Origin of the sequence: Pseudomonas faucium, from assembly GCF_021602585.1 — a bacterium.
Lineage (GTDB): Bacteria > Pseudomonadota > Gammaproteobacteria > Pseudomonadales > Pseudomonadaceae > Aquipseudomonas > Aquipseudomonas faucium.
Map to the genome: position 1 here is coordinate 24,516 of NZ_BQIP01000004.1, position 23,490 is coordinate 48,005.

The 23,490-nt window shown below is 62.3% G+C and carries 22 protein-coding genes and 1 pseudogene; 2 read left to right on the forward strand and 21 right to left on the reverse strand.

The genetic code is table 11. From position 1 onward, the window contains the following. Positions 1 to 5: 5 nt before the first annotated feature. The 7 genes from lpdA to sdhC all read right to left on the reverse strand — a co-directional run bounded on the left by lpdA (position 6) and on the right by sdhC (position 9,114). Positions 6 to 1,442, reverse strand: coding sequence for a dihydrolipoyl dehydrogenase (lpdA, locus tag L6D75_RS06595; RefSeq protein ID WP_176516603.1), 1,437 nt, complete (start codon positions 1,440 to 1,442; stop codon positions 6 to 8). Positions 1,443 to 1,535: 93 nt separating this feature from the next. After that, the gene (gene odhB, locus L6D75_RS06600; RefSeq protein WP_176516605.1) at positions 1,536 to 2,753 is read right to left on the reverse strand and encodes a 2-oxoglutarate dehydrogenase complex dihydrolipoyllysine-residue succinyltransferase; all 1,218 of its coding nucleotides are present in this window, start codon (positions 2,751 to 2,753) and stop codon (positions 1,536 to 1,538) included. 42 nt (positions 2,754 to 2,795) lie between these two features. Beyond that, entirely contained in the window at positions 2,796 to 5,627 is a 2,832-nt protein-coding gene (locus L6D75_RS06605) for a 2-oxoglutarate dehydrogenase E1 component (protein WP_176516607.1), read from the reverse strand. A 246-nt stretch (positions 5,628 to 5,873) separates the two neighbouring features. Next, on the reverse strand, positions 5,874 to 6,578 hold the full coding sequence (locus L6D75_RS06610) for a succinate dehydrogenase iron-sulfur subunit (protein ID WP_012315348.1): 705 nt from the start codon (positions 6,576 to 6,578) through the stop codon (positions 5,874 to 5,876). An 11-nt stretch (positions 6,579 to 6,589) separates the two neighbouring features. Continuing rightward, positions 6,590 to 8,362 (reverse strand): succinate dehydrogenase flavoprotein subunit, encoded by a 1,773-nt coding sequence (gene sdhA / locus L6D75_RS06615; protein ID WP_176516609.1) that lies wholly within the window; start codon positions 8,360 to 8,362, stop codon positions 6,590 to 6,592. A 3-nt stretch (positions 8,363 to 8,365) separates the two neighbouring features. After that, entirely contained in the window at positions 8,366 to 8,734 is a 369-nt protein-coding gene (gene sdhD / locus L6D75_RS06620) for a succinate dehydrogenase, hydrophobic membrane anchor protein (RefSeq protein ID WP_054899920.1), read from the reverse strand. Then, entirely contained in the window at positions 8,728 to 9,114 is a 387-nt protein-coding gene (sdhC, locus tag L6D75_RS06625; protein WP_077068487.1) for a succinate dehydrogenase, cytochrome b556 subunit, read from the reverse strand. Before sdhC ends, sdhD begins: the two co-directional genes overlap by 7 nt. A 352-nt stretch (positions 9,115 to 9,466) precedes the next feature. On the opposite strand from sdhC, the gene gltA reads away from it, so the two are divergent. Then, positions 9,467 to 10,756, forward strand: coding sequence for a citrate synthase (gltA, locus tag L6D75_RS06630; RefSeq protein ID WP_012315351.1), 1,290 nt, complete (start codon positions 9,467 to 9,469; stop codon positions 10,754 to 10,756). A gap of 72 nt (positions 10,757 to 10,828) precedes the next feature. On the opposite strand, the gene L6D75_RS06635 is transcribed toward gltA, so the two are convergent. The 9 genes from L6D75_RS06635 to L6D75_RS06675 form a co-directional block, all read right to left on the reverse strand. Next, positions 10,829 to 11,434, reverse strand: a complete 606-nt coding sequence (locus L6D75_RS06635; protein WP_176516611.1) for an START domain-containing protein — start codon at positions 11,432 to 11,434, stop codon at positions 10,829 to 10,831. A gap of 34 nt (positions 11,435 to 11,468) precedes the next feature. Beyond that, the gene (locus L6D75_RS06640) at positions 11,469 to 11,723 is read right to left on the reverse strand and encodes a YkgJ family cysteine cluster protein (RefSeq protein ID WP_008091885.1); all 255 of its coding nucleotides are present in this window, start codon (positions 11,721 to 11,723) and stop codon (positions 11,469 to 11,471) included. 121 nt (positions 11,724 to 11,844) lie between these two features. After that, positions 11,845 to 12,291, reverse strand: a complete 447-nt coding sequence (locus tag L6D75_RS06645) for a hypothetical protein (RefSeq protein WP_176516613.1) — start codon at positions 12,289 to 12,291, stop codon at positions 11,845 to 11,847. A 63-nt stretch (positions 12,292 to 12,354) separates the two neighbouring features. Next, the gene (locus L6D75_RS06650) at positions 12,355 to 13,797 is read right to left on the reverse strand and encodes an aminotransferase-like domain-containing protein (RefSeq protein ID WP_176516615.1); all 1,443 of its coding nucleotides are present in this window, start codon (positions 13,795 to 13,797) and stop codon (positions 12,355 to 12,357) included. Positions 13,798 to 14,002: 205 nt separating this feature from the next. Next, the gene (locus tag L6D75_RS06655) at positions 14,003 to 14,815 is read right to left on the reverse strand and encodes an OmpA family protein (protein WP_176516617.1); all 813 of its coding nucleotides are present in this window, start codon (positions 14,813 to 14,815) and stop codon (positions 14,003 to 14,005) included. Next, positions 14,812 to 15,165 carry a DUF4398 domain-containing protein gene (locus L6D75_RS06660; RefSeq protein ID WP_176516619.1) on the reverse strand — a complete coding sequence of 118 codons (354 nt, stop codon included), beginning with the start codon at positions 15,163 to 15,165 and terminating at the stop codon, positions 14,812 to 14,814. Before L6D75_RS06660 ends, L6D75_RS06655 begins: the two co-directional genes overlap by 4 nt. 9 nt (positions 15,166 to 15,174) lie before the next feature. Further along, positions 15,175 to 15,996, reverse strand: coding sequence for a substrate-binding periplasmic protein (locus tag L6D75_RS06665; RefSeq protein WP_176516622.1), 822 nt, complete (start codon positions 15,994 to 15,996; stop codon positions 15,175 to 15,177). A 78-nt stretch (positions 15,997 to 16,074) separates the two neighbouring features. Next, positions 16,075 to 17,004 carry an electron transfer flavoprotein subunit alpha/FixB family protein gene (locus L6D75_RS06670; protein ID WP_176516623.1) on the reverse strand — a complete coding sequence of 310 codons (930 nt, stop codon included), beginning with the start codon at positions 17,002 to 17,004 and terminating at the stop codon, positions 16,075 to 16,077. Continuing rightward, positions 17,005 to 17,754 carry an electron transfer flavoprotein subunit beta/FixA family protein gene (locus L6D75_RS06675; RefSeq protein ID WP_176516625.1) on the reverse strand — a complete coding sequence of 250 codons (750 nt, stop codon included), beginning with the start codon at positions 17,752 to 17,754 and terminating at the stop codon, positions 17,005 to 17,007. Between the two features lie 533 nt (positions 17,755 to 18,287). Here L6D75_RS06675 and L6D75_RS06680 point away from each other — a divergent pair. After that, the gene (locus L6D75_RS06680; RefSeq protein WP_176516627.1) at positions 18,288 to 19,970 is read left to right on the forward strand and encodes an electron transfer flavoprotein-ubiquinone oxidoreductase; all 1,683 of its coding nucleotides are present in this window, start codon (positions 18,288 to 18,290) and stop codon (positions 19,968 to 19,970) included. 71 nt (positions 19,971 to 20,041) lie between these two features. Here L6D75_RS06680 and L6D75_RS06685 read toward each other — a convergent pair whose 3' ends face one another. The 5 genes and pseudogenes from L6D75_RS06685 to L6D75_RS06705 form a co-directional block, all read right to left on the reverse strand. Next, positions 20,042 to 20,443, reverse strand: coding sequence for a type II toxin-antitoxin system MqsA family antitoxin (locus tag L6D75_RS06685; protein ID WP_176516629.1), 402 nt, complete (start codon positions 20,441 to 20,443; stop codon positions 20,042 to 20,044). 2 nt (positions 20,444 to 20,445) lie between these two features. After that, a pseudogene (locus tag L6D75_RS06690) lies at positions 20,446 to 20,743 on the reverse strand (type II toxin-antitoxin system MqsR family toxin). A 94-nt stretch (positions 20,744 to 20,837) separates the two neighbouring features. After that, a complete protein-coding gene (locus L6D75_RS06695) occupies positions 20,838 to 22,163 on the reverse strand; it encodes an MFS transporter (RefSeq protein ID WP_176516631.1) in 1,326 nt (441 codons plus the stop codon). Between the two features lie 69 nt (positions 22,164 to 22,232). Next, complete coding sequence (locus L6D75_RS06700) at positions 22,233 to 22,709, reverse strand: histidine kinase (protein WP_176516633.1); 477 nt, start codon at positions 22,707 to 22,709, stop codon at positions 22,233 to 22,235. 170 nt (positions 22,710 to 22,879) lie between these two features. After that, on the reverse strand, positions 22,880 to 23,356 hold the full coding sequence (locus L6D75_RS06705; protein WP_176516634.1) for a sigma-70 family RNA polymerase sigma factor: 477 nt from the start codon (positions 23,354 to 23,356) through the stop codon (positions 22,880 to 22,882). Positions 23,357 to 23,490 lie beyond the last annotated feature (134 nt).

Genomic DNA, 23,490 nt, shown 5'->3' on the forward strand with positions numbered 1-23,490 from the left:
TATAATTAACGCTTCTTACGGTTGGCCACGTGAATGGCGCCGCCATTCACTGCCAGCGCTGCTTCATGCAACGCTTCGGACAGGGTTGGATGGCTGAAGACCATCATGCCCAGATCCTCGGCACTGGTGCCGAATTCCATTGCGATTGCGCCCTGCTGCACCAGTTCGGCAGCCGATGGGCCAATCACGTGCACACCCAGTACGCGGTCGGTCTTGGCATCGGCGATGACCTTGACGAAACCACCGGTGTCGTTGGCTGCCATCGCACGGCCGCTGGCCGCGAACGGGAAGGTGCCTACGTTAACCTCAACACCCTCGGCCTTCAAGGCTTGTTCGGTCTTGCCGACCCATGCGATTTCCGGGTGGGTGTAGATAACCGACGGGATCAGGTCGTAGTTCATCTGGGCCTTGTGACCCTTGATGCGCTCGACGACCATGATGCCCTCTTCCGAGGCCTTGTGCGCCAGCATCATGCCACGCACCACGTCACCGATGGCGAATACGCCAGGTACGCTGGTGGCGCAGTGATCGTCGACGAAGATGTAGCCACGCTCGTCGATGGTCACGCCGCTGTCCGAAGCCAGCAGGTCGGTGGTCACCGGGCGACGGCCGACCGCGACGATCAGCTTGTCGAAGGTGATCTTCTGCTCGCCTTCGGCGTTGGTGTAGGTCACTTCGACTTCGTTGCCGTTGACTTTCGAGCCGGTCACGCGAGCGCCCAGCTTGATGTCCAGGCCTTGCTTGGTCAGGGTCTTCTGGGCTTCTTTCGACACGGCGGTGTCGGCGGCCATCAGGAAGGTGTCCAGAGCTTCCAGGACGGTGACTTCAGCACCCAGGCGAGCCCATACCGAGCCCAGCTCCAGGCCGATCACGCCAGCACCGATCACGCCCAGGCGCTTGGGTACCGATTGGAATTCCAGGGCGCCGGTGGAGTCGACGATGACGTTCTGGTCGACCGGAGCCGGCGGAATGTCGATCGGACGCGAACCGGAAGCCAGAATCACGTTCTCGGCTTCGATGACTTCGGTGGTGCCGTCAGCCTTGGTGACTTCGACTTTCTTGCCAGCCAGCAGCTTGCCGTGGCCCTGGATCGAAGTGACGCCGTTGGCCTTGAACAGGGTGGCAACGCCGCCGGTCAGGTTCTTGACGATGCCAGCCTTGCGGCCAACCATCGCGGCCACGTCCATCTTCACTTCGCCAGTGGAGATGCCGTGGACGTTGAAGCTCTCTTTGGCTTCCTTGTACTTCCAGGAGCTGTCCAGCAGCGCCTTGGAGGGGATGCAACCTACGTTCAGGCAGGTGCCGCCCAGGGCCAGCTTGCCCTCGGCGTCGGTGTACTTCTCGATACAGGCAGTCTTCAGACCAAGTTGGGCAGCCTTGATGGCAGCCACATAGCCGCCAGGACCTGCACCAATCACCACTACGTCGAATTTCTGGGTCATAAAAGATTCCTTATCAGCTACAAGCTACAAGCCGCAAACCGCGCGGCCCCGCTTCTTTCGAGAGCGGGCGCCGAACGGTACGCAGCCAGAGGGTTAGATGTCCAGCAGCAGGCGAGACGGATCTTCCAGCAGGTTCTTGATGGTGACCAGGAAGGTTACCGCTTCCTTGCCGTCGATCAGGCGGTGATCGTACGACAGCGCCAGGTACATCATCGGGCGGATTACCACTTGGCCATTGATGGCCATCGGGCGCTGGATGATGTTGTGCATGCCGAGAATGGCGGCCTGCGGCGGGTTGACGATCGGGGTCGACATCATCGAACCGAAAGTACCACCGTTGGTGATGGTGAAGGTACCGCCGGTCATCTCTTCGATGGCCAGCTTGCCGTCACGGGCCTTCTTGCCGAAGGTGGCGATGCCGTTCTCGATTTCCGCCAGGCTCATCGACTCGGCGTTACGCAGCACCGGTACCACCAGGCCACGGTCGCTGGACACGGCAACGCCGACGTCGGCATAGCCGTGGTAGACGATGTCGTTGCCGTCGATCGAGGCGTTGACTGCCGGGAAGCGCTTCAGCGCCTCGGTAGCGGCCTTGACGAAGAACGACATGAAGCCCAGGCGCACGCCGTTGTGGGTCTTCTCGAACAGGTCCTTGTACTTCGAACGCAGAGCCATGACTTCGGTCATGTCGACTTCGTTGAAGGTGGTCAGCATCGCCATGTTCGACTGGGCTTCGACCAGACGCTCGGCGATCTTGGCACGCAGGCGGGTCATCGGCACGCGCTTCTCGGTGCGATCGCCAGCGGCAACCACGACCGGAGCAGCAGCCGCTGCAGCAGGCTTGGCAGCCGGAGCAGGAGCGGCTTTCTTGTTGGCAACGGCCGCAACCACGTCTTCCTTGGTTACGCGACCGCCTTTGCCAGTGCCGGCAACGGTGGCCAGGTCGATGCCATTCTCTTCAGCCAGCTTGCGCGCGGCTGGAGCGGCGACCGGGTCGTCTTCGCCAGCGTCGGCGGCAGCGGCAGCCGGAGCAGCAGCGGCCGGGGCAGCGGCTGGAGCGGCGGCGGCAGCGCCACCTTCAACGATCGAACCCAGTACTTCGTCGGACAGGACGGTTTCGCCCTCGCCCTTGACGATGTCGCCCAGCACGCCATCGGCGGTAGCCAGCACTTCCAGAACGACTTTGTCGGTCTCGATGTCGACGATCAGCTCGTCACGCTTGACAGCTTCGCCCGGCTTCTTGTGCCAGGTGGCAACGGTGCCGTCGGCGACCGATTCCGGGAAGGTTGGGGCTTTGATCTCGATAGCCATTATCAGTGTTTCCTTAAATTCGGTTTCAGGTGCGCGAAGGCGTTAGACAGTGAAGGCGTCTTGCAGCAGTTTTTCCTGCTGTTCGGCGTGCTTCGAAGCGTAACCACAAGCTGGCGCGGCAGAAGCGTCGCGGCCGGCGTATTCCAGGACCAGCGCCTTGTTGTGGCGGCCCAGGATACGGCGCATGTGGTGCTGGCTGCTGTACCAGGCGCCCTGGTTCATCGGCTCTTCCTGACACCAGACCGCATGCTTGAGGTTGGTGTACTGCGCCAGGATTTCGACCAGGTCGTCTTCCGGGAACGGATACAGCTGCTCGATACGCAGGATCGCGATGTCTTCGCGGCCTTCGGCACGGCGTTTTTCCAGCAGGTCGTAGTAGACCTTGCCGCTGCACAGCACCAGGCGCTCGACCTTGGCCGGGTCGATTGCATCGACTTCCGGGATCACGGTCTGGAACGAGCCTTCTGCCAGGTCTTCCAAGGTCGAGATGGCCAGCTTGTGGCGCAGCAGCGACTTCGGCGTCAGGACGACCAGCGGCTTGCGCAGCGGACGGATGACCTGGCGACGCAGCAGGTGGTAGATCTGAGCCGGAGTGGTCGGTACGCAGACCTGGATGTTGTGCTCGGCGCACAGCTGCAGGTAACGCTCCAGACGCGCGGAGGAGTGCTCCGGCCCCTGCCCTTCATAGCCGTGTGGCAGCAGCATGGTCAGACCGCACAGGCGGCCCCACTTGTGCTCGCCGCTGGTGATGAACTGGTCGATCACCACTTGCGCACCGTTGGCGAAGTCGCCGAACTGGGCTTCCCAGATCACCAGCGCGTTCGGCGTGGTGGTGGAGTAGCCGTATTCGAAGGCCAGCACGGCTTCTTCCGACAGGAAGGAATCGTACAGGTCGAAGCGCGGCTGGCCCGGGAACAGGTTCTGCAGCGGTACGTAGGTGCTGGCGTCCTTCTGGTTGTGCAACACCGCATGGCGGTGCGAGAAGGTGCCACGGCCGATGTCCTGGCCGGTCATGCGGATCGGGTGACCTTCGAACTGCAGGGTGGCGTAGGCCATGGTCTCTGCATAACCCCAGTTGATCGGCAGGCCACCGGCTTGCATCTTCTGGCGATCTTCGTAGATCTTCGATACCTGGCGCTGAACGACGAAGCCTTCTGGCAGTTCCAGCAGCTTGGCCGACAGTTCCTGCAGGGTCTTGAGGTCGAAGCGGGTGTCGTGACGCGCGGTCCAGGCGTGGCCCAGGTACGGACGCCAGTCGACGAACAGCTCGCGGTTCGGCTCCTTGACCAGGCTCTTGACCACATGCAGGCCGTTGTCCAGCGCGTTGCGGTACTCGTCGATCTTGGCCTGAGCGCGCTCGGCGTCGATGCGACCGCCCTGGATCAGCGCTTCGGCATACAGCTCACGGGTGGTGCGCTGCTTGCTGATCTGCTGATACATCAGCGGCTGGGTACCGTTCGGCTCGTCGGCCTCGTTGTGGCCGCGGCGGCGGTAGCAGACCAGGTCGATGACCACGTCACGCTTGAACTGCATGCGGTAATCGATGGCCAGCTGGGTCACGAACAGCACGGCTTCCGGATCGTCACCGTTCACGTGCAGGATCGGCGCCTGGATCATCTTGGCAACGTCGGTGGCGTACTCGGTGGAACGCGAGTCCAGCGGGTTGCTGATGGTGAAGCCAACCTGGTTGTTGATCACGATGTGCACGGTACCGCCGGTCTTGAAACCGCGGGTCTGCGACATCTGGAAGGTTTCCATGACCACGCCCTGGCCTGCGAACGCAGCGTCGCCGTGGATCGAGATCGGCAGTACCTTGTCACCCACGGTGTCGTTGCGGCGGTCCTGACGGGCGCGCACCGAACCTTCCACCACTGGCGAGACGATTTCCAGGTGGGACGGGTTGAACGCCATGGCCAGGTGAACTTCGCCACCGGGGGTCATCACGTTCGAGGAGAAGCCCTGGTGATACTTCACGTCACCGGAGCCCAGCTCGTTCATCTTCTTGCCTTCGAACTCGTCGAACAGCTCGCGCGGGTTCTTGCCGAAGGTGTTCACCAGCACGTTCAGACGGCCACGGTGGGCCATGCCGATGACGACTTCCTTGGTGCCGTAGGAGCCGGAGCGCTGGATCATCTCGTCCAGCATCGGGATCAGGCTTTCGCCACCCTCAAGGCCAAAACGCTTGGTGCCCGGGTACTTGGTGCCCAGGTACTTCTCAAGGCCTTCACCTGCGGTCACGCGCTCGAGCAGGTGGGCCTGCACGTCGGCGGAAAACTCCGGACGGCCGCGCACGCTTTCCAGGCGCTGCTGGAACCAGCTGCGCTGCTCGGAATCGGTGATGTGGGTGAATTCGGCGCCAATGGTGCGACAATATGTCTTCTGGAGCGCCTCGAAGATTTCGCGTAGGCTCGCTTCCTCTTTGCCGATGAACAGGTCGCCGGCACGGAAGGTCGTATCAAGATCGGCATTGGTCAAGCCGTAGTGATTGATCGACAGGTCTACGGGCGCAGGGCGCTGCCACAACCCCAACGGGTCGAGCTTGGCAGCCTGATGGCCGCGCATACGATAGGCCTGGATCAGTCGCAGAACTTCAACCTGCTTCTTCTCGTGTTCACTGCTCACGCTCCCGGCGGAAACCGGTTGGGCGCGGCGCTGGTTCTTTGCCAGCAGTACGAAATGGTCGCGGATTGTCGAGTGCGATACATCGGTAGCGGTGCTGCCGTCGGCGGGCAATTTCTGGAAGTAAGTGCGCCACTCTTCTGGCACAGCGTTAGGGTCGTGCAGGTAGAGCTCGTAGAGCTCTTCCACATATGCAGCGTTACCACCTGAAAGGTGGGCGCTTTCCCACATGCGCTGCATCACGCTTTCTTGCATGCTTGGTCACCCTCGGTTAGGGGACTGATCGGCGAGAGCCACAGCAAACCTGGAAAAGTCCGAACACAGCGACTGAACCACGCCACCTGGATCCTGCTGATTTTCCGGGTACCAGCCCGGAAGCCCCTGCTGGTCTCATATCTTCATAGGTATCGGGCGCGGGCTTTGTGGGCCCTTGCCCAGGTTTTACCTCAGTGCGGGCTCACCACCCGCACCTCGGCTTACTGCAGTTACAACACTTTTGAATCAGGTGCCGCTTTGCAGCAGCATGTTACGCACGTGACCGATTGCCTTGGTCGGGTTCAGACCCTTGGGGCAAACGTTGACGCAGTTCATGATCCCGCGGCAGCGGAACACACTGAACGGGTCGTCCAGGGACGCCAGGCGCTCCTGGGTCTTGGTGTCACGGCTGTCGGCCAGGAAACGATAGGCCTGCAGCAGAGCGGCGGGGCCCAGGAACTTGTCCGGGTTCCACCAGAACGATGGGCAGGAGGTCGAGCAGCAAGCGCACAGGATGCACTCGTACAGACCGTCCAGCTTGTCGCGGTCTTCCGGCGACTGCAGACGCTCGATGGCCGGAGCCGGGGTATCGTTCTGCAGGAACGGCTTCACCTTCTCGTACTGCTTGTAGAAGATGCTCATGTCGACCACCAGGTCACGAATGACCGGCAGGCCAGGCAGCGGGCGCAGAACCAGCTTGTTGCCCTTGACCACGCCCGACAGCGGGGTGATGCAGGCCAGGCCGTTCTTGCCGTTCATGTTCATGCCATCGGAACCGCAAACGCCTTCACGGCAGGAACGACGGTACGAGAAACCTTCGTCCTTTTCCTTGATCAGCGCCAACACATCCAGAACCATCAGGTCCTTGCCGCCGGTATCGACGTCGAACGACTCCATCTTGGGCGCCGAGTCGGTGTCGGGGTTGTAACGATAAACTTCGACTTTCAACATAGCAGCCACCCTTAGTAAGTCCGGATTTTTGGCTCGAAGGCCGGAACGGTCTTCGGCGCAAAGTTGACGCCGCGCTTGGCAACGCGCTTCTCACCCGGGTAGTACAGGGTGTGGCACAGCCAGTTTTCGTCGTCACGGTCTTCGAAGTCTTCACGGGCGTGTGCGCCGCGGGACTCTTTACGGGCTTCGGCCGCAATGGCGGTAGCTTCGGCAACTTCCAGCAGGTTCTGCAGCTCCAGCGCTTCGATACGCGCGGTGTTGAAGGCCTGGGACTTGTCGTTGATCTTGACGTTGGCGATGCGCTCGCGCAGGCCAGCCAGCTGCTCGATACCCTTCTGCATGTATTCGCCAGTACGGAATACACCGAAGTAGTTCTGCATGCAGCTTTGCAGCTCGCGCTTGAGGCTGGCGACGTCTTCGCCGGTGGAGCGCTCGTTGAGCTTGTTCAGGCGGCTCAGGGCAACATCGATGTCGGTGTCGCTGGCGTCGAGGTGCTCGATGCCGTCGCTCAGCGCCTTCTCCAGGTGCAGGCCGGCAGCACGGCCGAACACCACCAGGTCGAGCAGCGAGTTGCCACCCAGGCGGTTGGCGCCGTGAACCGATACGCACGCCACTTCACCTACGGCGAACAGGCCAGGAATGATGTGATCCTTGCCTTCTTCGTCCATGGTGATGGCCTGGCCATGAATGTTGGTGGCAACGCCGCCCATCATGTAGTGGCAGGTCGGAACCACCGGCACCGGCGCGACGACCGGGTCGACGTGGGCGAAGGTCTTGGACAGTTCGCAGATACCTGGCAGGCGGCTGTGCAGCACTTCCTCGCCCAGGTGATCCAGCTTCAGCAGTACGTGGTCCTTGTTCGGGCCCACGCCGTTGCCGGCGATGATCTCTTTGACCATGGAACGGGCAACCACGTCGCGGCCGGCCAGGTCTTTCGCGTTCGGCGCGTAACGCTCCATGAAGCGCTCGCCGTGGGCGTTGATCAGGTAGCCACCTTCACCGCGGCAACCTTCGGTCACCAGTACACCGGCGCCGGCGATGCCGGTCGGGTGGAACTGCCACATCTCGATGTCCTGCACCGGTACGCCTGCACGCAGGGCCATGCCGATACCGTCACCGGTGTTGATCAAGGCGTTGGTGGTGGAGGCGTAGATACGGCCGGCACCGCCAGTGGCCAGAACGGTGGCCTTGGACTTGATGTACATGGTTTCGCCGGTTTCGATGCAGATCGCGATCACACCAACGAAAGCGCCTTCCTTGTTCTTCACCAGGTCAACGGCGTAGTACTCGTTGAGGAAGGTGGTGCCTGCCTTCAGGTTGCCCTGGTACAGGGTGTGCAGCAGCGCGTGGCCGGTACGGTCGGAAGCGGCGCAGGTACGGGCAGCCTGGCCACCCTTGCCGAAGTCCTTGGACTGGCCACCGAACGGACGCTGGTAGATACGGCCGGTTTCGGTACGCGAGAACGGCAGGCCCATGTGGTCCAGCTCGAAGACCGCAGCCGGGCCTTCCTGACACATGTATTCGATCGCGTCCTGGTCACCGATGTAGTCGGAACCCTTGACGGTATCGTACATGTGCCAGCGCCAGTCATCGTTCGGGTCGGCCGAGGCGATGGCGCAGGTGATGCCGCCCTGGGCGGATACAGTGTGCGAACGGGTCGGGAAGACCTTGGTGACCACGGCCGTCTTGTGACCGCCCTGGGCCAGCTGCAGCGCTGCGCGCATGCCGGCGCCGCCGCCACCGATGATGATGGCGTCGAAGGAAATAGTAGGAATGCTAGCCATGGATCAGATACCCCAGAGAATCTGCACACCCCAGACGAAGTAAGCGAACATCGCAACGCCGCATACCGCCTGGAACAGGAAACGAATCGCAGTCGCCGACTTGCCGAACGACATCGGCGTCAGGTAGTCGGTGGCGATGGTCCACATGCCGACCCAGGCGTGAGCGCCCAGGGCAACGAGGGCCAGCAGACTGAAGATCCGCATCGCGTTGTTGGAGAACAGACCGTGCCACTGGGCATAGTCGATGCCTGGGTGGGCGACCACGTAGCCGATCAGGAACAGGAAGTAAGCCGCGAGAACGACCGCCGATACGCGCTGCGCCATCCAGTCATAGAGGCCCGAACGCGACAGGTTCGTGACATTGGTTACCATACCCAAACTCCCACCAGAACGATCACCACCACGGAGATGACAATCACGATTTTCGAGCCCAGCTTGCCGCCTTCCAGCGTCTCACCGATGCCCATGTCCATGATCAGGTGGCGTACGCCTGCCACCAGGTGATACAGCAGGGCGGACAGCAGGGCCCAGGTCACCAGTTTGGCCAGCGGGCTGGTCAGACACGCCTTCACCTCGCCGAAGCCTTCCTCGGAACCCAGCGACTTGCCCAGTGCATAAAGCATGATGGCAAGGCCGAGGAACAGGATGACGCCGGAGATACGGTGAAGAATGGACGTGTACGCGGTGATCGGGAGCTTGATGGTCCTTAGGTCTAGGTTTACAGGTCGTTGGCTTTTCACGGCTTTTTTCACACTGAAGAGCCCCTAGCGAATCAGGGCAAAGTTGTTGGTAAGTGTACTGGTCAGGTACCCACCACCCAGGGAACGGCGACCCCCAGCAGTTCGGGCTTGCAAGCCCCAGGGAGTCGGGTGCCGAGTATAGACAGTTAGGCTGCTTATGACAACGGAAGGGGGTAGCCCAAATAGCGCATTGCCTTTAGCGAACAAAAGGCGTAAATGGGCGAGAATTTCGTGAAAAATCAGGCCTGCAGCCCGCTTTCAAGCAGCCTTTAGGCAAATTGACATTCGAATTTACTTCTCTATAGTGGTGCGGGCCCTGCGTGGGGGGTCTGTCTGATGATTTCAAGCATTAATAGGAGGCCACATGGCTGACAAAAAAGCGCAGTTGGTCATCGAGGGCGCTGCCCCCGTCGAGCTGCCCATTTTAACCGGCACCGTTGGTCCTGATGTAATCGACGTCCGCGGGTTAGGGGCCACTGGTCACTTCACCTTTGACCCCGGTTTCATGGCGACCGCCTCGTGCGAGTCGAAGATCACCTACATTGACGGCGACAAGGGCGTGCTGCTGCACCGCGGCTACCCGATCGAACAGCTCGCCGAGCAATCGGACTACCTGGAAACCTGCTACCTGCTGCTCAACGGCGAGCTGCCCAATGCCGAGCAGAAGGCTCAGTTCGTCAGCACCGTGAAGAACCACACCATGGTTCACGAGCAGCTGAAGTCGTTCTTCAACGGTTTCCGCCGCGACGCTCACCCGATGGCGGTGATGTGCGGTGTGGTCGGCGCCCTGTCGGCGTTCTACCACGACTCCCTGGACATCAATAACCCGCAACACCGCGAAATCTCCGCGGTGCGCCTGGTCGCCAAGATGCCGACCCTGGCCGCGATGGTCTACAAGTATTCCATGGGCCAGCCGATGATGTACCCGCGCAACGACCTGTCGTACGCGGAAAACTTCCTGCACATGATGTTCAACACCCCGTGCGAGATCAAACCGATCAGCCCGGTGTTGGCCAAGGCAATGGACAAGATCTTCATCCTCCACGCCGACCATGAGCAAAACGCCTCCACTTCCACCGTGCGCCTGGCCGGCTCCTCGGGTGCCAACCCGTTCGCCTGTATCGCCGCCGGTATCGCCGCACTGTGGGGCCCTGCCCACGGCGGTGCGAACGAAGCCGTGCTGACCATGCTCGATGAAATTGGCGATGTCTCGAACATCGACAAGTACATCGCCAAGGCCAAGGACAAGAACGACCCGTTCAAGCTGATGGGCTTCGGTCACCGCGTGTACAAGAACCGCGACCCGCGCGCCACCGTGATGAAGAAGACCTGCGACGAAGTGCTCGGCGAGCTGGGCATCAAGAACGACCCGCAGCTCGAACTGGCCATGCGCCTGGAAGAGATCGCCCTGACCGATCCGTACTTCATCGAGCGCTCGCTGTACCCGAACGTCGACTTCTACTCGGGGATCATCCTCAAGGCGATCGGCATTCCAACCAGCATGTTCACCGTGATCTTCGCCCTGGCACGTACCGTGGGCTGGATCTCGCACTGGAAGGAAATGCTCTCCAGCCCGTACAAGATTGGCCGCCCGCGCCAGCTGTACACCGGCGAGCTGCAGCGCGACATCGTCGAACTGAAGGACCGCAAGTAAGCTCCCCGAGCCGAACGCAAAAAAGGCTGCCCTCGGGCAGCCTTTTTTCATTGCCGCTTGCCTGTAGCGGCCTCAGTTCTTCTCGGCCCGCTCGCGCAACCCTTTCAGGGTATTGAACGGCGCATCGACCACGAACTTGTTGGCAACCATCGCCGGCACGCTGCCACCTGGCTCGGTGTGCACCTGGTAGGTCACTTCAGTGCTGTCACCCTTGGGCACCAGCTTCCAGAAGCCTTCGACTTTCGCCACCCGCACATAGCCCTTCTCTTCCGGGATATAGGTCGGCTCTTCCTTCAGGTTACGGGTCAGGCTGCCGTCGGCATCCTTGACCGTGGTGACATGCAGCACCGAGTCGCGCGGCGTCACCGGCCATGGCGTATTGAAACGGGTGTAGGTCCAGCTCTGGTCGCCTTCGTGCTTGAGCAGCTTCTGCGATTCGCACTCGTGGATCCAGGCACAGGCCCCGACCACGTCTTCCTGCAACGCCTGCACCTTGGCCAGAGGGGCCTTGATCAGGGTCACACCACGGTAGGCCTTGTACTTGGAGCCGGCCACTTCGCTGAGGGAGACCTTGATCCCGTCCTCGTCCTTGGCCACTTGCCAGTTTTCCGCCCAGGCGGCCGGCGCCAGCAGGACACCCATGCCACACAGCAGTGCAATACGCTTGAACGATCTCATCATCTTTATCCTTGTTGTCGAAGATCCAGCCTTGTCACGCCGCCGTCATCTGCTCCCACCAACCCAGAATCCTGATCGCCTCTTCACGGTCGCTGCCACACACCTCGACATCCGCCTGGAACCCTCCACACACCGCTGGCCGTTCGGGCTTGCCGAACAAGTCGCAGAGGTTGTCGACAGTCAGGTGCAGGCAGCGCTCACCGGCCGGCTTGCCCTCAGGCATGCGCGGCATCGCCGAGCTGATGGACGGGGCGATGCAGCAGGCACCGCAACCCTCGCGACACTTCATGAAAACAGGACTCCCTGGAGCAAGACGGGACGAACGTCCCTGGATAGTAACCGCTCAAACATGCGTTTGAAATTGCTGACCCGATGAAATCTGCCGTGACCCGGCAGTCAGTTGGGTACGGCTATTGGCGGAACTGGAATTCGATGGCCGCACCTTCCACATCGCGCCGGCTGTCGTTGCGCAACTGCAGCTGCATTTCGTTGCTGATCAGGCGGCCGTTGAGCTGGAACGGGCTGTCGTCGGTTTCCGGCTTTTCGGTGAACATGGCCGGCAGCAAAGGTTTGCGCCTGGGCGGCGTGCTGCCGACGCTGGGCTCAAGCTCGTTGACCATGTCGGCGGGCAGGCTCAGGTCCAGCTTGGCCTTGGGCAATGGCTGGCGCACCGCCTTGCTGACGGGTTTGTGCACCGGCTTGGCCTTGCTTTTGGCCGGCTTGGCAGGCTGCTTGGGCGCAGGCTTTGCCGCCTTGTCCTGCGCCTGCACGGCAGGCTGCGCAGCCTCGGCCACTCCAGCGGGCAGGTACAGGGGCACGAGGCAAACGATCAGGGCAAGGCTACGCAACAGTTTCATGGACATCGGCGGACAGGCTGGCAAAGTGCCTATGCTCTACGTTCCGCCCGCCCCTGGCAAGCCTTACAAAAGTGGGGTCGCCGACTCGCGGCACAATTGCTGGGCCAGCAAGCCCAGGGTGATCACCGCCCGCTCGGCTTCCTTGTTCCACGGTATCCCGCAATTAAGGCGTATGCAGTGGTTGAACTGCTCGGTATTGCTGAAGATCAGCCCCGGCGCAATGCTGATCCCCTGCTCCAGCGCGCGCACGTGCAATTCCTGGGTATTGACCCGCCCCGGCAGGCTCACCCACAGGATGAAACCGCCCGTGGGGCGGGTCATCTGCGTACCTTCGGGGAAGTGCTGCTGCACCGCCAACTGGTAGGCACTGAGGTTCTTGCGGTACTCCTGGCGAATGTAGCGCAGGTGGCGGTCGTAACCGCCGTTTTCCAAATAGGCGGCCACGCCCATCTGCGTCACGCTGCAGGCCGAATGAGTGGTGAAGGTCTGCAGCCGCTGAATCTCATCCTGATAGCGCCCCGCAACCATCCAGCCGACCCGCACACCCGGCGACAAGGTCTTGGAAAAACTCGAGCAGTAGATGACTCGGTCGAGCCGGTCGAACGCCTTGAGCGCCTTGGTCTTGCCCTGCTCGAACATCAGTTCGCCATAGATGTCGTCTTCGACGATCTGGATGTCGAAGTCCGACGCCAGGCGCAACAGCTGCTTCTGCCGCTCTTCAGGGACGGTGCCGCCCAATGGATTGCTCAGGCGCGTGGTCAGCACCAGCGCCTTGATCGACCACTGGTTGGCCGCCAGCTGCAAGGCCTCCAGGCTGATGCCGGTGGACGGGTCACTGGGAATTTCAATGACCTTCAGCCCCAGCAAGTCCGCCAGCTGCAACAGGCCGTAATAGGTGGGCGACTCCGCCGCGATCAGGTCGCCCGGGCGGGTCAGCACCCGCAGCGACATCTGCAAGGCATCGACACACCCATGGGTGACGATCACCTCGCGCGGGTCCACCAGCACGCCGGCATCGCGCATGCGGATGGCGATCTGCCGGCGCAGCGGCTCGAACCCCGGGCTGAACATGTAGCTGAAGGCGCGCGGGCTGTGAAAGCGGGTGACCTTGGCGATCTGCTGATGCAGGGCCCGCACCGGCAGGTAGTCGACGTGAGGCACGGCAGCACCGAAGGGGAACACGCCGTCGCGGCGCGCCTCGGTCAGTACCTGCTGGATGATGCTGGCCCGAGTGACCAGGCCAGGCCGCTCGACCCGGGCGATATCCGGGGTCTGCGCGGTCAGTGCCGGGGTCTGGTGAACGTAGTAGCCCGACTGCGGCCGGGCACGAATCAGGCCCTGGTCTTCGAGATTGGCATAGGCCTGCAGCACCGTGGCATGGCTGACATTGAGCTGGGCGCTCATCTTGCGCACGGACGGCACCCGCTCGCCTGGCTGGTAGACACCACGGCGGATGTCATCGGCCAGTTGATGGGCGATACGCTGGTACAGCAGCAGGTTGGTCATGGCGGGCGGCTCGTTGTTCTTGTGCGACTCACTGGCGGTAGAGAATACCGTAACAGTTGCAAAGTGTACTGGGACAGATTGCAGAATAGTCGACATTACAGTTACGTGGCACCTGTGAACCTCATCGCCGGCAAGCCGGCTCCCACCGTTTCAGCACCTGCCATGGACCTGTGGGAGCCGGCTTGCCGGCGAGTGGCCGCCGCGATCAGCGCGCCGGTGCGAGCTTGCCCTTCTCGTCGGAGAAGACGATTTCCACCCGGCGGTTCTGCGCCCTGCCCCGCTCCGAGGCATTGGCCTCGATCGGATACTGGTCGCCATAGCCCTCGACCTGCAGGCGCTTCTCATCGATACCCAGGTCGACCAGCATGTCGGCCACTGCCTGGGCGCGGTCGCGCGACAGCTTGAGGTTGTCCTCCGGCGCACCGGTGCTGTCGGTATAACCCTCGATGCGCACCACGCGACGCGGGTTGAGCTGAAGGAACTGCACCAGCTTCAACACCGTGCGGCTGGCCGAATTCTTCAGGTCGGCACGGCCGGTGTCGAACAGCACATCGCCCAAGGTCATCACCAGGCCACGGTCAGCCTGCTCCGAGGCCAGCGCGGCAATCTGCGTTTCGACCCACTTGCCCTGCTGCTGCACGCTGGCCAGCTTGGCCTCGCGCAATGCCAACTGCAGGCGCTGGCGTTCGAGGTCGAGCTTGGCCAGGCGCTCCTGGTTCAGCGCCAGCTTGGCATGCTCGCTGGCGATCTCGCTGTAACGCTCGCTCAGGTAGGCGTAATGGCGCACGTCACTGCCGGTGCCGATGTAGCTGGACAGGCGTTCGGCCCGCGCCAGCGACTCGCCGGCACGGATCACGTCACGTGGCGCACTGCGCAGCACATCGGAATCGTCCTTGACCTTCTGGAACGCTGCCGTGGCATCGTCCAGTGCCGCAGAGCTGCGCTGGCTGGCACAACCCTGCAAGCCTGCCACCAGCGCCAGCAAAGCCAGCGCCGCCATCGGTCTGCCGCGCATCATGGCTGCACCTCCAACTGCTTGCGCAGGCGCTTGACCCGCTGCTGCAGCACGTCGAGCTGCTCGTCGCTCTTCTGGTTCAGCACCTGCGCCTCGGCCAGGCGCGCATCCAGCTCGGCCTGTTCGGCACGCATGCGGGCGTCACGATAGTCTTCGGTGAGCATGTTGGTCTTGGCCCGGGCGAACTTGCCTTCAGCCAGCTTCATCGCCTCGACCTGGTCGGTGGCACCGACCGCCTTGGCCTGTTCCAGCGCCTGCTCGGAAATACGCATCTGCTCATTGGGCGCCGGGTCATTGGCGCAGCCAGCCAGGCCGAGCACAGCCACGGCAAGGATCAGTGATTGGGTTCTCACGCACTCTTCCTACTGTTTGGGGGCGTCCGCCTGCACTTGCATCTGCGCTTTCCAGCGCTCGACATTGCGTTGCAGCACGGCTTCGGACGCACCGGAGATCGGCAATTCTGTCAGCTTTTTCGCCAGTTGCCCACGCAACCAGGCGTCATTGCAGGCCGAGTTGTGCGAAATGGCCAGGTACAGGCCGGGGCGGTCCACCGGCAGGCCACGGGCCACCAGGTGGCTGCTCATGCCCAGGCTCTGGGTCATGGCCATGCCCGAGTAGCGCCCGGCGAGCACATAATCGACCTGCCCCAGCACCAGCTTCTGGAAGGCCTGGGTCAGGTTCTGCGCCGGCTCCAGCTTGAGCTGGGCCTTGGCGAAGGCGCTGAAGGCCGGGGTCAGGCGGGCGCGCTCCGACAGGCTGCCGCGGTATTTGGCGAGGTCCGCCGGGCCTTGGTACTCCAGCGTCGCGTCATGGCGCGTCCACACCAGGTATTCGTTGAGCTGCAACGGTGGGTGGATGTAATCCAGCGCGGTCAACTGCTCCACCTGCATGGGCGTGTCGAGCAGCAGGTCGATGCGCCCGCTGCGCACTTCCTCCAGCGCCTGGTCGCGCCTGCCGGCATTGAGCACTTCCACCTTCACGCCCAGCTCGCCAGCCACCTGCCCGAGCAGGTCGACGTTGGCGCCGATCAGGTGCTTCGGGTCTTTCGGGTCCTGCCAGGAATAGGGCGGTGCATCCGGGCTGCCGGTCGCCACCAGGCGCTCGCACTTGCCCGCCGCCATGGCCAGCGGCGAGAGCATCGCCACCATGCATACCAGCACCCTGCCCGCTTCGCGAAACGCCATCCCTCACTCCTTGCCCGGCAAAAAAAAGCCCGGCCCTCAGTAGGAGGGCCGGGCTTCTTTATAAGTGAAGCAGCCGGATCAGACCAGCTTTTCCAGCTCTGGCACCGCTTCGAACAGGTCAGCGACCAGGCCGTAGTCAGCCACCTGGAAGATCGGCGCTTCTTCGTCCTTGTTGATCGCAACGATCACCTTGGAGTCCTTCATGCCGGCCAGGTGCTGGATCGCGCCGGAGATACCGACGGCGATGTACAGCTGTGGCGCAACGATCTTGCCGGTCTGGCCGACCTGCATGTCGTTGGGCACGAAGCCTGCGTCGACCGCGGCGCGCGAGGCACCCACAGCAGCGCCGAGCTTGTCGGCCAGGCTGTACAGGTGCTTGAAGTTGTCACCGTTGCCCATGCCACGGCCGCCGGAAACGACGATCTTGGCAGCGGTCAGCTCAGGGCGGTCGGACTTGGCCAGTTCTTCGCCGACGAAGGCGGAGATACCGGTGTTGTGCGCGGCAGCCACCGCTTCGACGGCAGCGGAGCCACCTTCGGCGGCAACAGCGTCGAAGCCGGTGGTACGCACGGTGATGACCTTGACCGCAGCGCTCGATTGCACGGTGGCAATGGCGTTACCGGCGTAGATCGGGCGCTTGAAGGTGTCGGCCGATTCCACCGAGATGATCTCGGAGATCTGGTCGACGTCCAGCAGTGCGGCAACGCGTGGCAGGATGTTCTTGCCGTTGCTGGTAGCCGGTGCCAGCACGTGGCTGTAACCCTTGGCCAGCTCGACGATCAGCGGGGCGACGTTTTCCGGCAGGGCGTGGGCGTAGGCCGCATTATCGGCCACCAGCACCTTGGCCACGCCCGCGATCTTGGCTGCGGATTCGGCGACGCCACCGACGTTCTGGCCTGCGACCAGCACGTGGATATCGCCACCGATCTTGGCGGCTGCGGCAACAGTGTTCAGGGTAGCCGGGGCAACGGCACCGTTTTCGTATTCAGCGACAACCAGGATAGTCATTTAGATTACCTTCGCTTCGTTCTTCAGCTTCTCGACCAGTTCGGCCACCGACTTGACCTTGATACCCGCGCTGCGGGCAGCTGGCGCTTCGACCTTCAAGGTCTTGTTGGTGGACGTGAGCGATACGCCCAGCGCGTCTGGAGCAATGGTCTCCAGCGGCTTCTTCTTGGCCTTCATGATGTTCGGCAGCGACGCGTAGCGTGGCTCGTTCAGGCGCAGGTCGGTGGTGACGATCGCCGGCAGGTTCAGTGCAACAGTTTGCAGGCCGCCATCGATTTCACGGGTGACGTTCAGCTTGTCGCCCGCTACCTCGACCTTGGAGGCGAAGGTGCCCTGGGCGAAGCCGGTCAGCGCCGCCAGCATCTGGCCGGTCTGGTTGTTGTCACTGTCGATGGCCTGCTTGCCGAGGATGACCAGCTGCGGCTGTTCCTTGTCGACAACGGCCTTGAGCGCCTTGGCCACGGCCAGGGAGTTCAGTTCATCGGCGGCCTCGACCAGGATGGCGCGGTCAGCACCCAGTGCCAGCGCGGTACGCAGCTGTTCCTGGGCAGTGGTCGGGCCGACGGAGACGACGACGATCTCGGTCGCAACGCCCTTCTCTTTCAGGCGCACGGCTTCTTCCACGGCGATTTCGCAGAAGGGGTTCATGGACATCTTGACGTTTGCAAGGTCGACGCCGGAGTTGTCCGCCTTGACGCGAACCTTGACGTTGTAGTCGACCACTCGTTTGACAGCTACAAGAACCTTCATGGATTCCTCGTTACTCTCCGGTGAATAGATAGTCGCCTGGGCTAAGCCCTGCGATGCGCGTGGGTACAAGGGCACCTCTAAAAACGTACCGGGAAGCGCGAACTTCACAGTGACCAATCAGTCCTGTTCAGACGCTTCAGGCAAAACCCGCGAGTCATTTTCTGTCGTGGCGTGTAGACTCCACTACAAAACCGGGATCGGCCCGAAAACCCTGCGCTACGCCTGGTCTTTAGGGGTGCACCTGCGCCCGACGGTCAGCCTACGGCGAGCGTAAAACCGCTCGTATCTTGACCGTAACACCCAATCCGGTCAATACGGCAAATCGGTCACCCTCCAGCCGCGTTCCTGTGATTTTACTGGCCTGCGGCAAATTCAAACAAACGTTTGTATTGGACCCGCCGAGTGGTGTAGATATAATGCGCGGCCAAGACAAAACGGTGTAGTCCCCCCTTTGCGTAGCTACAGTTTCGCTCCCGTGACGAGCCGCTGCACGCAAGCACCCCAATAAGACCCAAGCAACAGCACGAGCCTTGATGAGTAGGAGAGAACCAGTGGAACGCGAATACATGGAATTCGACGTGGTCATCGTCGGCGCCGGCCCGGCGGGCCTGTCCGCCGCCTGCCGCCTGAAGCAGAAGGCCGCCGAAGCCGGTAGCGAGATCAGCGTCTGCGTGGTCGAGAAAGGCTCCGAAGTCGGCGCCCACATCCTCTCCGGCGCGGTGTTCGAACCGCGCGCCCTGAACGAATTGTTCCCCGACTGGAAAGAACTCGGCGCGCCGCTGAACACCGAAGTCAAGCGCGACGACATCTACGTGCTCAAGGATGCCGGCAGCTCGACCAAGGTGCCTGACCTGTTCGTGCCCAAGACCATGCACAACCAGGGCAACTACATCATCTCCCTGGGCAACCTGTGCCGCTGGCTGGCCCAGCAGGCCGAGAACCTGGGCGTGGAAATCTACCCGGGCTTCGCTGCCCAGGAAGCCCTGTTCGACGAGAACGGCGTGGTCCGCGGCATCATCACCGGCGACCTGGGCGTCGACCGCGAAGGCAACCCGAAAGACGGCCTGTACACCCCAGGCATGGAACTGCGCGCCAAGTACACCCTGTTCGCCGAAGGTTGCCGTGGCCACATCGGCAAGCAGCTGATCAAGCGCTTCAACCTCGACAGCGAAGCCGACGTCCAGCACTACGGCATCGGCCTCAAGGAAATCTGGGAAATCGACCCGTCCAAGCACGAGCAGGGCCTGGTGGTGCACACCGCCGGCTGGCCGCTGGACGTGGTCAGCGCCGACAACACCGGCGGCTCGTTCCTCTATCACCTGGAAAACAACCAGGTGGTGGTCGGCCTGATCGTCGACCTGTCCTACGCCAACCCGTACCTGTCGCCGTTCGACGAATTCCAGCGCCTCAAGCACCACCCGGTGATGAAGCAGTACCTCGAAGGCGGCAAGCGCATCAGCTACGGCGCCCGCGCCATCTGCAAGGGCGGCCTGAACTCGCTGCCGAAGATGGTCTTCAACGGCGGCGCCCTGATCGGCTGCGACCTGGGCACCCTGAACTTCTCCAAGATCAAGGGCAGCCACACGGCCATGAAGTCGGGCATGCTCGCGGCCGACGCCGTGGCCGACGCACTGATCGCCGGCAGCGAGGGCGGCGATGCGCTGAACAGCTACGTCGAGGCCTTCAAGGCCAGCTGGCTGCATGAAGAGCTGTTCGCCAGCCGCAACTTCGGCCCGGCACTGCACAAGTTCGGCCCGCTGCTGGGCGGTGCGTTCAACTACGTCGACCAGAACTGGTTCGGCGGCAAGCTGCCGTTCACCCTGCACGACACCAAGCCGGACTACGCCTGCCTCAAGCTGGCCGCCGACTCGAAGAAGATCGACTACCCGAAACCGGACGGCAAGCTCAGCTTCGACAAGCTCAGCTCGGTATTCCTCTCCAGCACCAACCATGAAGAGGAACAACCCTGCCACCTGAAGCTGACCGACCCGAACATCCCGATCGCCAGCAACCTGCCGCTGTACGACGAGCCAGCCCAGCGTTACTGCCCGGCCGGCGTGTACGAAGTGGTCACCCAGGAAGACGGCAACAAGCGCTTCCAGATCAACGCGCAGAACTGCGTGCACTGCAAGACCTGCGACATCAAGGACCCGGCCCAGAACATCACCTGGGTCACCCCTGAAGGCGCGGGCGGGCCGAACTACCCGAACATGTAAACCCCTGCCCTTGCGGCAAACAAAAGCCCCCTGGCCTCACGGCCCGGGGGCTTTTTCGTATACGCCAGAGCTCAGGCAGTCCTGACTTCCTCGAACAGCTCAGGGTGGCGATCGAGCAGCTTGAACAGCTTGACCAGCGCTACAGGCGGGCTGGTCTTGCCATTCTCGTAGCGAGAAAAAGCATTCACCCCGCCGCCAAAGATTTCACCTGCCTCGCGCTGATCGAGGTCGAACTTCTTGCGCACGGCAGCGATGAAATTGGGGTCAACCTCTGCCGCATTGACTTGCCGATCAAAGGCCGTCATCCGCTCGCTGACGCGATGGGCTTCATCGAAGCTCAGAACCACCTCGCCACAAACAGGACAGTATTGGCCCGTGACATCCGGGATCGATGTTGTCTGCCCCTTGTAACGATAAGGCATGTCTTGTGTATCTTGCGCCAGTTCCGCGCCACCGCATATCGGGCACTTCATGATCACAACTCCTTGAAAGACACGATAAGCACGTCATCAATGACTGACAGCTTGAGGTAGAGGTAGCCGACCGCTGTGAGTGGCCGATACACATCCTGCCAAACTTGATGATCCCCATGACTGGTCATGCTTTTGTAGAAATCCTTTCGACTCAACCCACGAATCACGTCCACCATGCAGGCAAAATCGACACCCAACGCCCTCGCCCCTTTCAAAGCGGCGCCCGTCGGGCTTGATTCGGTTGGCGGCAACGAGTGAGTGAACCCGCTCCAGGGAGCAATGAGGCGTTCTCTTTTCCATGAGAAATTAACCTTTTAGGTTAAATTTGGCTAATAGGTTATTCCAATAGCCTCCACCCAAAAGATTGCCTCACCGCCCACCGGCCACTAGCCCCTCATTTGTCACCGCACATGATCGGCATCGGCTCCGCGGCAAACGCCAGCGGCTCGCGGCGCCCGAAGTACAGCGCGGTCAGCAGCCCGACCGTGCCCATGATCAGACAAAACCCGACACACACCCACGGGCTCCACGGCATCAGCGCAATCAGTGCCAACGGCGTGGTACTGGCCCAGAGCGCATAGGCGACGTTGTAGGTAAAGGAAATACCCGACACGCGAATCTCGGCCGGGAACAACCCGACCATCACCGACGGCACCACCCCCACCACACCACACGACAGCCCCGCCAGCGCATAGGCCAGCCAGGTCATGCCCCACTGCCCCACCAGGCTCGCATAAAGCGCGCCGATGCCCAGTGGCAGCAGCAGGCTGTAGATCATCAGTGCCCGCCAGGCGCCCAGGCGATCGACCAATAGCCCGGCCAGCACGCAACCGATATTGAGAAAGACGATGCCAACGCTGCTCAGGGCGAAGGTGTGCCCGGCGCTCATGCCGAAGCGCTGCTGCATCACGGTCGGGGTGATCACCACCAGCACCACCACCGCCGAGGTCAGCACGCAGGTCAGCAGCGCCGCCGGGATCAACACCCGGCGGTGCTCGCCCAGCACCCGTCGCAGCGGGAACTTCACCGGCTTTTCCTGGCGCTCGCGCAGCGCCAGGAACACCGGCGTTTCACTCAGCCAGCGGCGCAGCCACACGCCAATCACGCCGAACACCCCACCCAGCAGGAACGGGTAACGCCAGGCGTAATCGAGAATCTCCTGGGGCGTGAACACCTGCGCCAGCAGCGTCGCGGTCAGTGCACCGAGCAGGTAGCCAAACGTCAGCCCCGCCTGCAGAAAGCCCAGGGCATAGCCGCGCCGCCCGGGTGGCGCATGTTCGGCAACGAAGGTCCAGGCACTCGGCACCTCGCCCCCCACCGCCGCGCCCTGCAGGATGCGCAGCCCCAGCAGGATCAGCGGCGCCGCATAGCCGATGTCGGCATAGGTCGGCATCACCCCGATCAGCAGGCACGGCAAGGCCATCATCAAAATGCTCAGGCTGAACACCCGCTTGCGCCCCAGGTGGTCGGCGAAATGGGCCATGAGGATGCCGCCCAGCGGCCGCGCCAGGTAGCCGGTGACGAAGATCCCGAAGCTCTGCAGCAGGCGCAGCCACTCGGGCATCTCGGGCGGGAAGAACAGCTGGCTGAGGGTCAGGGCAAAGAACACGAAGATGATGAAATCGTAGATTTCCAGCGCGCCGCCCAGTGCCGCCAGGCCCAGGGTCCGGTGATCGCCGCGGCTGAACCGGGGCGGGCGAGCGGTATCGATGGCAGTCATTGGCAGGAGTCCGCAAATCGGCAAAGGGCAAGAGGATAGCAAATCCCCGCCAGCCCCTGCCCTCCTCGCTTAGCGGCTGAACACCGTGTGCGCGAAGTTGCGCCGCTGGTAGGCCTGCTTGCCGCCGGACAACCCCGGTGGCAGGGCCAGTTTGCCGATCACCACCGGCGCATCGATGATCGCCATGAAAGATTCCAGCGCCTCGTTGTCCGGCACCTGCGGCAGGCTGACGTTCACCGCCTGGCGCTCGGTCTGCGGCACCGCAGGGACTTTCAGGTGCTGGGAGTGATACAGCAGAGCGTGCTGGATCTGCGCACTGACCCGGCAAAAGCGCGCCAGGTCGACGCCGGCATGGCTGCCCAGTTCGTAGTTGCCCACCAGCAGGTTGAACGGCTCCAGCGCGCAATGCACCAGGCGCTGCAGTTCGTCGAAGCTTTCCACCGGGGCAATCCGGTAATAGCCCAGGCCATTGAGCAGTTTTTCCAGCTGCAGGCGCTGGCACGGGTGCTCGTCGGCAATCAGGATGCGCAGGGTCTTGTTGGTCATTGTCGGACCTGGGCAGTCAGGTGAATAGGGGCACGCTCCCTGACCAAACTGCGCCAGTAACCGGCAACCGCCAGGAACTTTCTGGAGGGGTCAATCTAGATAGTTGTCGGGAAACAGGGAGAAATCAAGTGGCCAGCACACAGAATTTTCACTGACTTACGACCACTTTTTCAGGATTCCCATTGGCGCATGCGCACCCGGCAGTGCTTCATGGCGGTGACGATGTGCTTTTCCACCAGGCTGCGCGAGATCCCCAGGCGCTCGGCGATCTGCGGGTGCGACAAGCCCTCCAGCTTGCGCAGCAGGAAACTGTCGCGGCAGGGCTTGCTCAATTCGTCCAGGGCCTTGCGCATCAGCGCCAGGCGCTGGTCAAGCTGCAGGTTCAGGGTGGGCGGCGCGGTGTGCCAGCGCTCGTCCTGGTCCAGCACCTCCAGCGGCTCGGCCTGGCGCAGCAGGTGGCGCCGATGGCGGTCGATCACCAGGTTCAGCGCGGTGCGGTAAAGGAAGGCGCGGGGGTGCTCGATCTGCTGCGTGCCGGTTCGCTCCAGCACCCGCAGGTAGGCATCGTGGGCAACGTCTTCGGCCGCCTGGCGGTTGCCCAGGCGGGCAGCAAGGAAGCTCACCAATTCGCGATAGTAATGTTCCACGACGGCACCTGGGGTCGTCCTGACAGGCCGGGACAAGGTCTGAGTGATAACAGCGACGGATCTTACAAATTATAATTATTCTCAGCAACACTCCTGCAGCCGCTGTAAATCCGCCCTGCCTGCCTTCGTCTTAC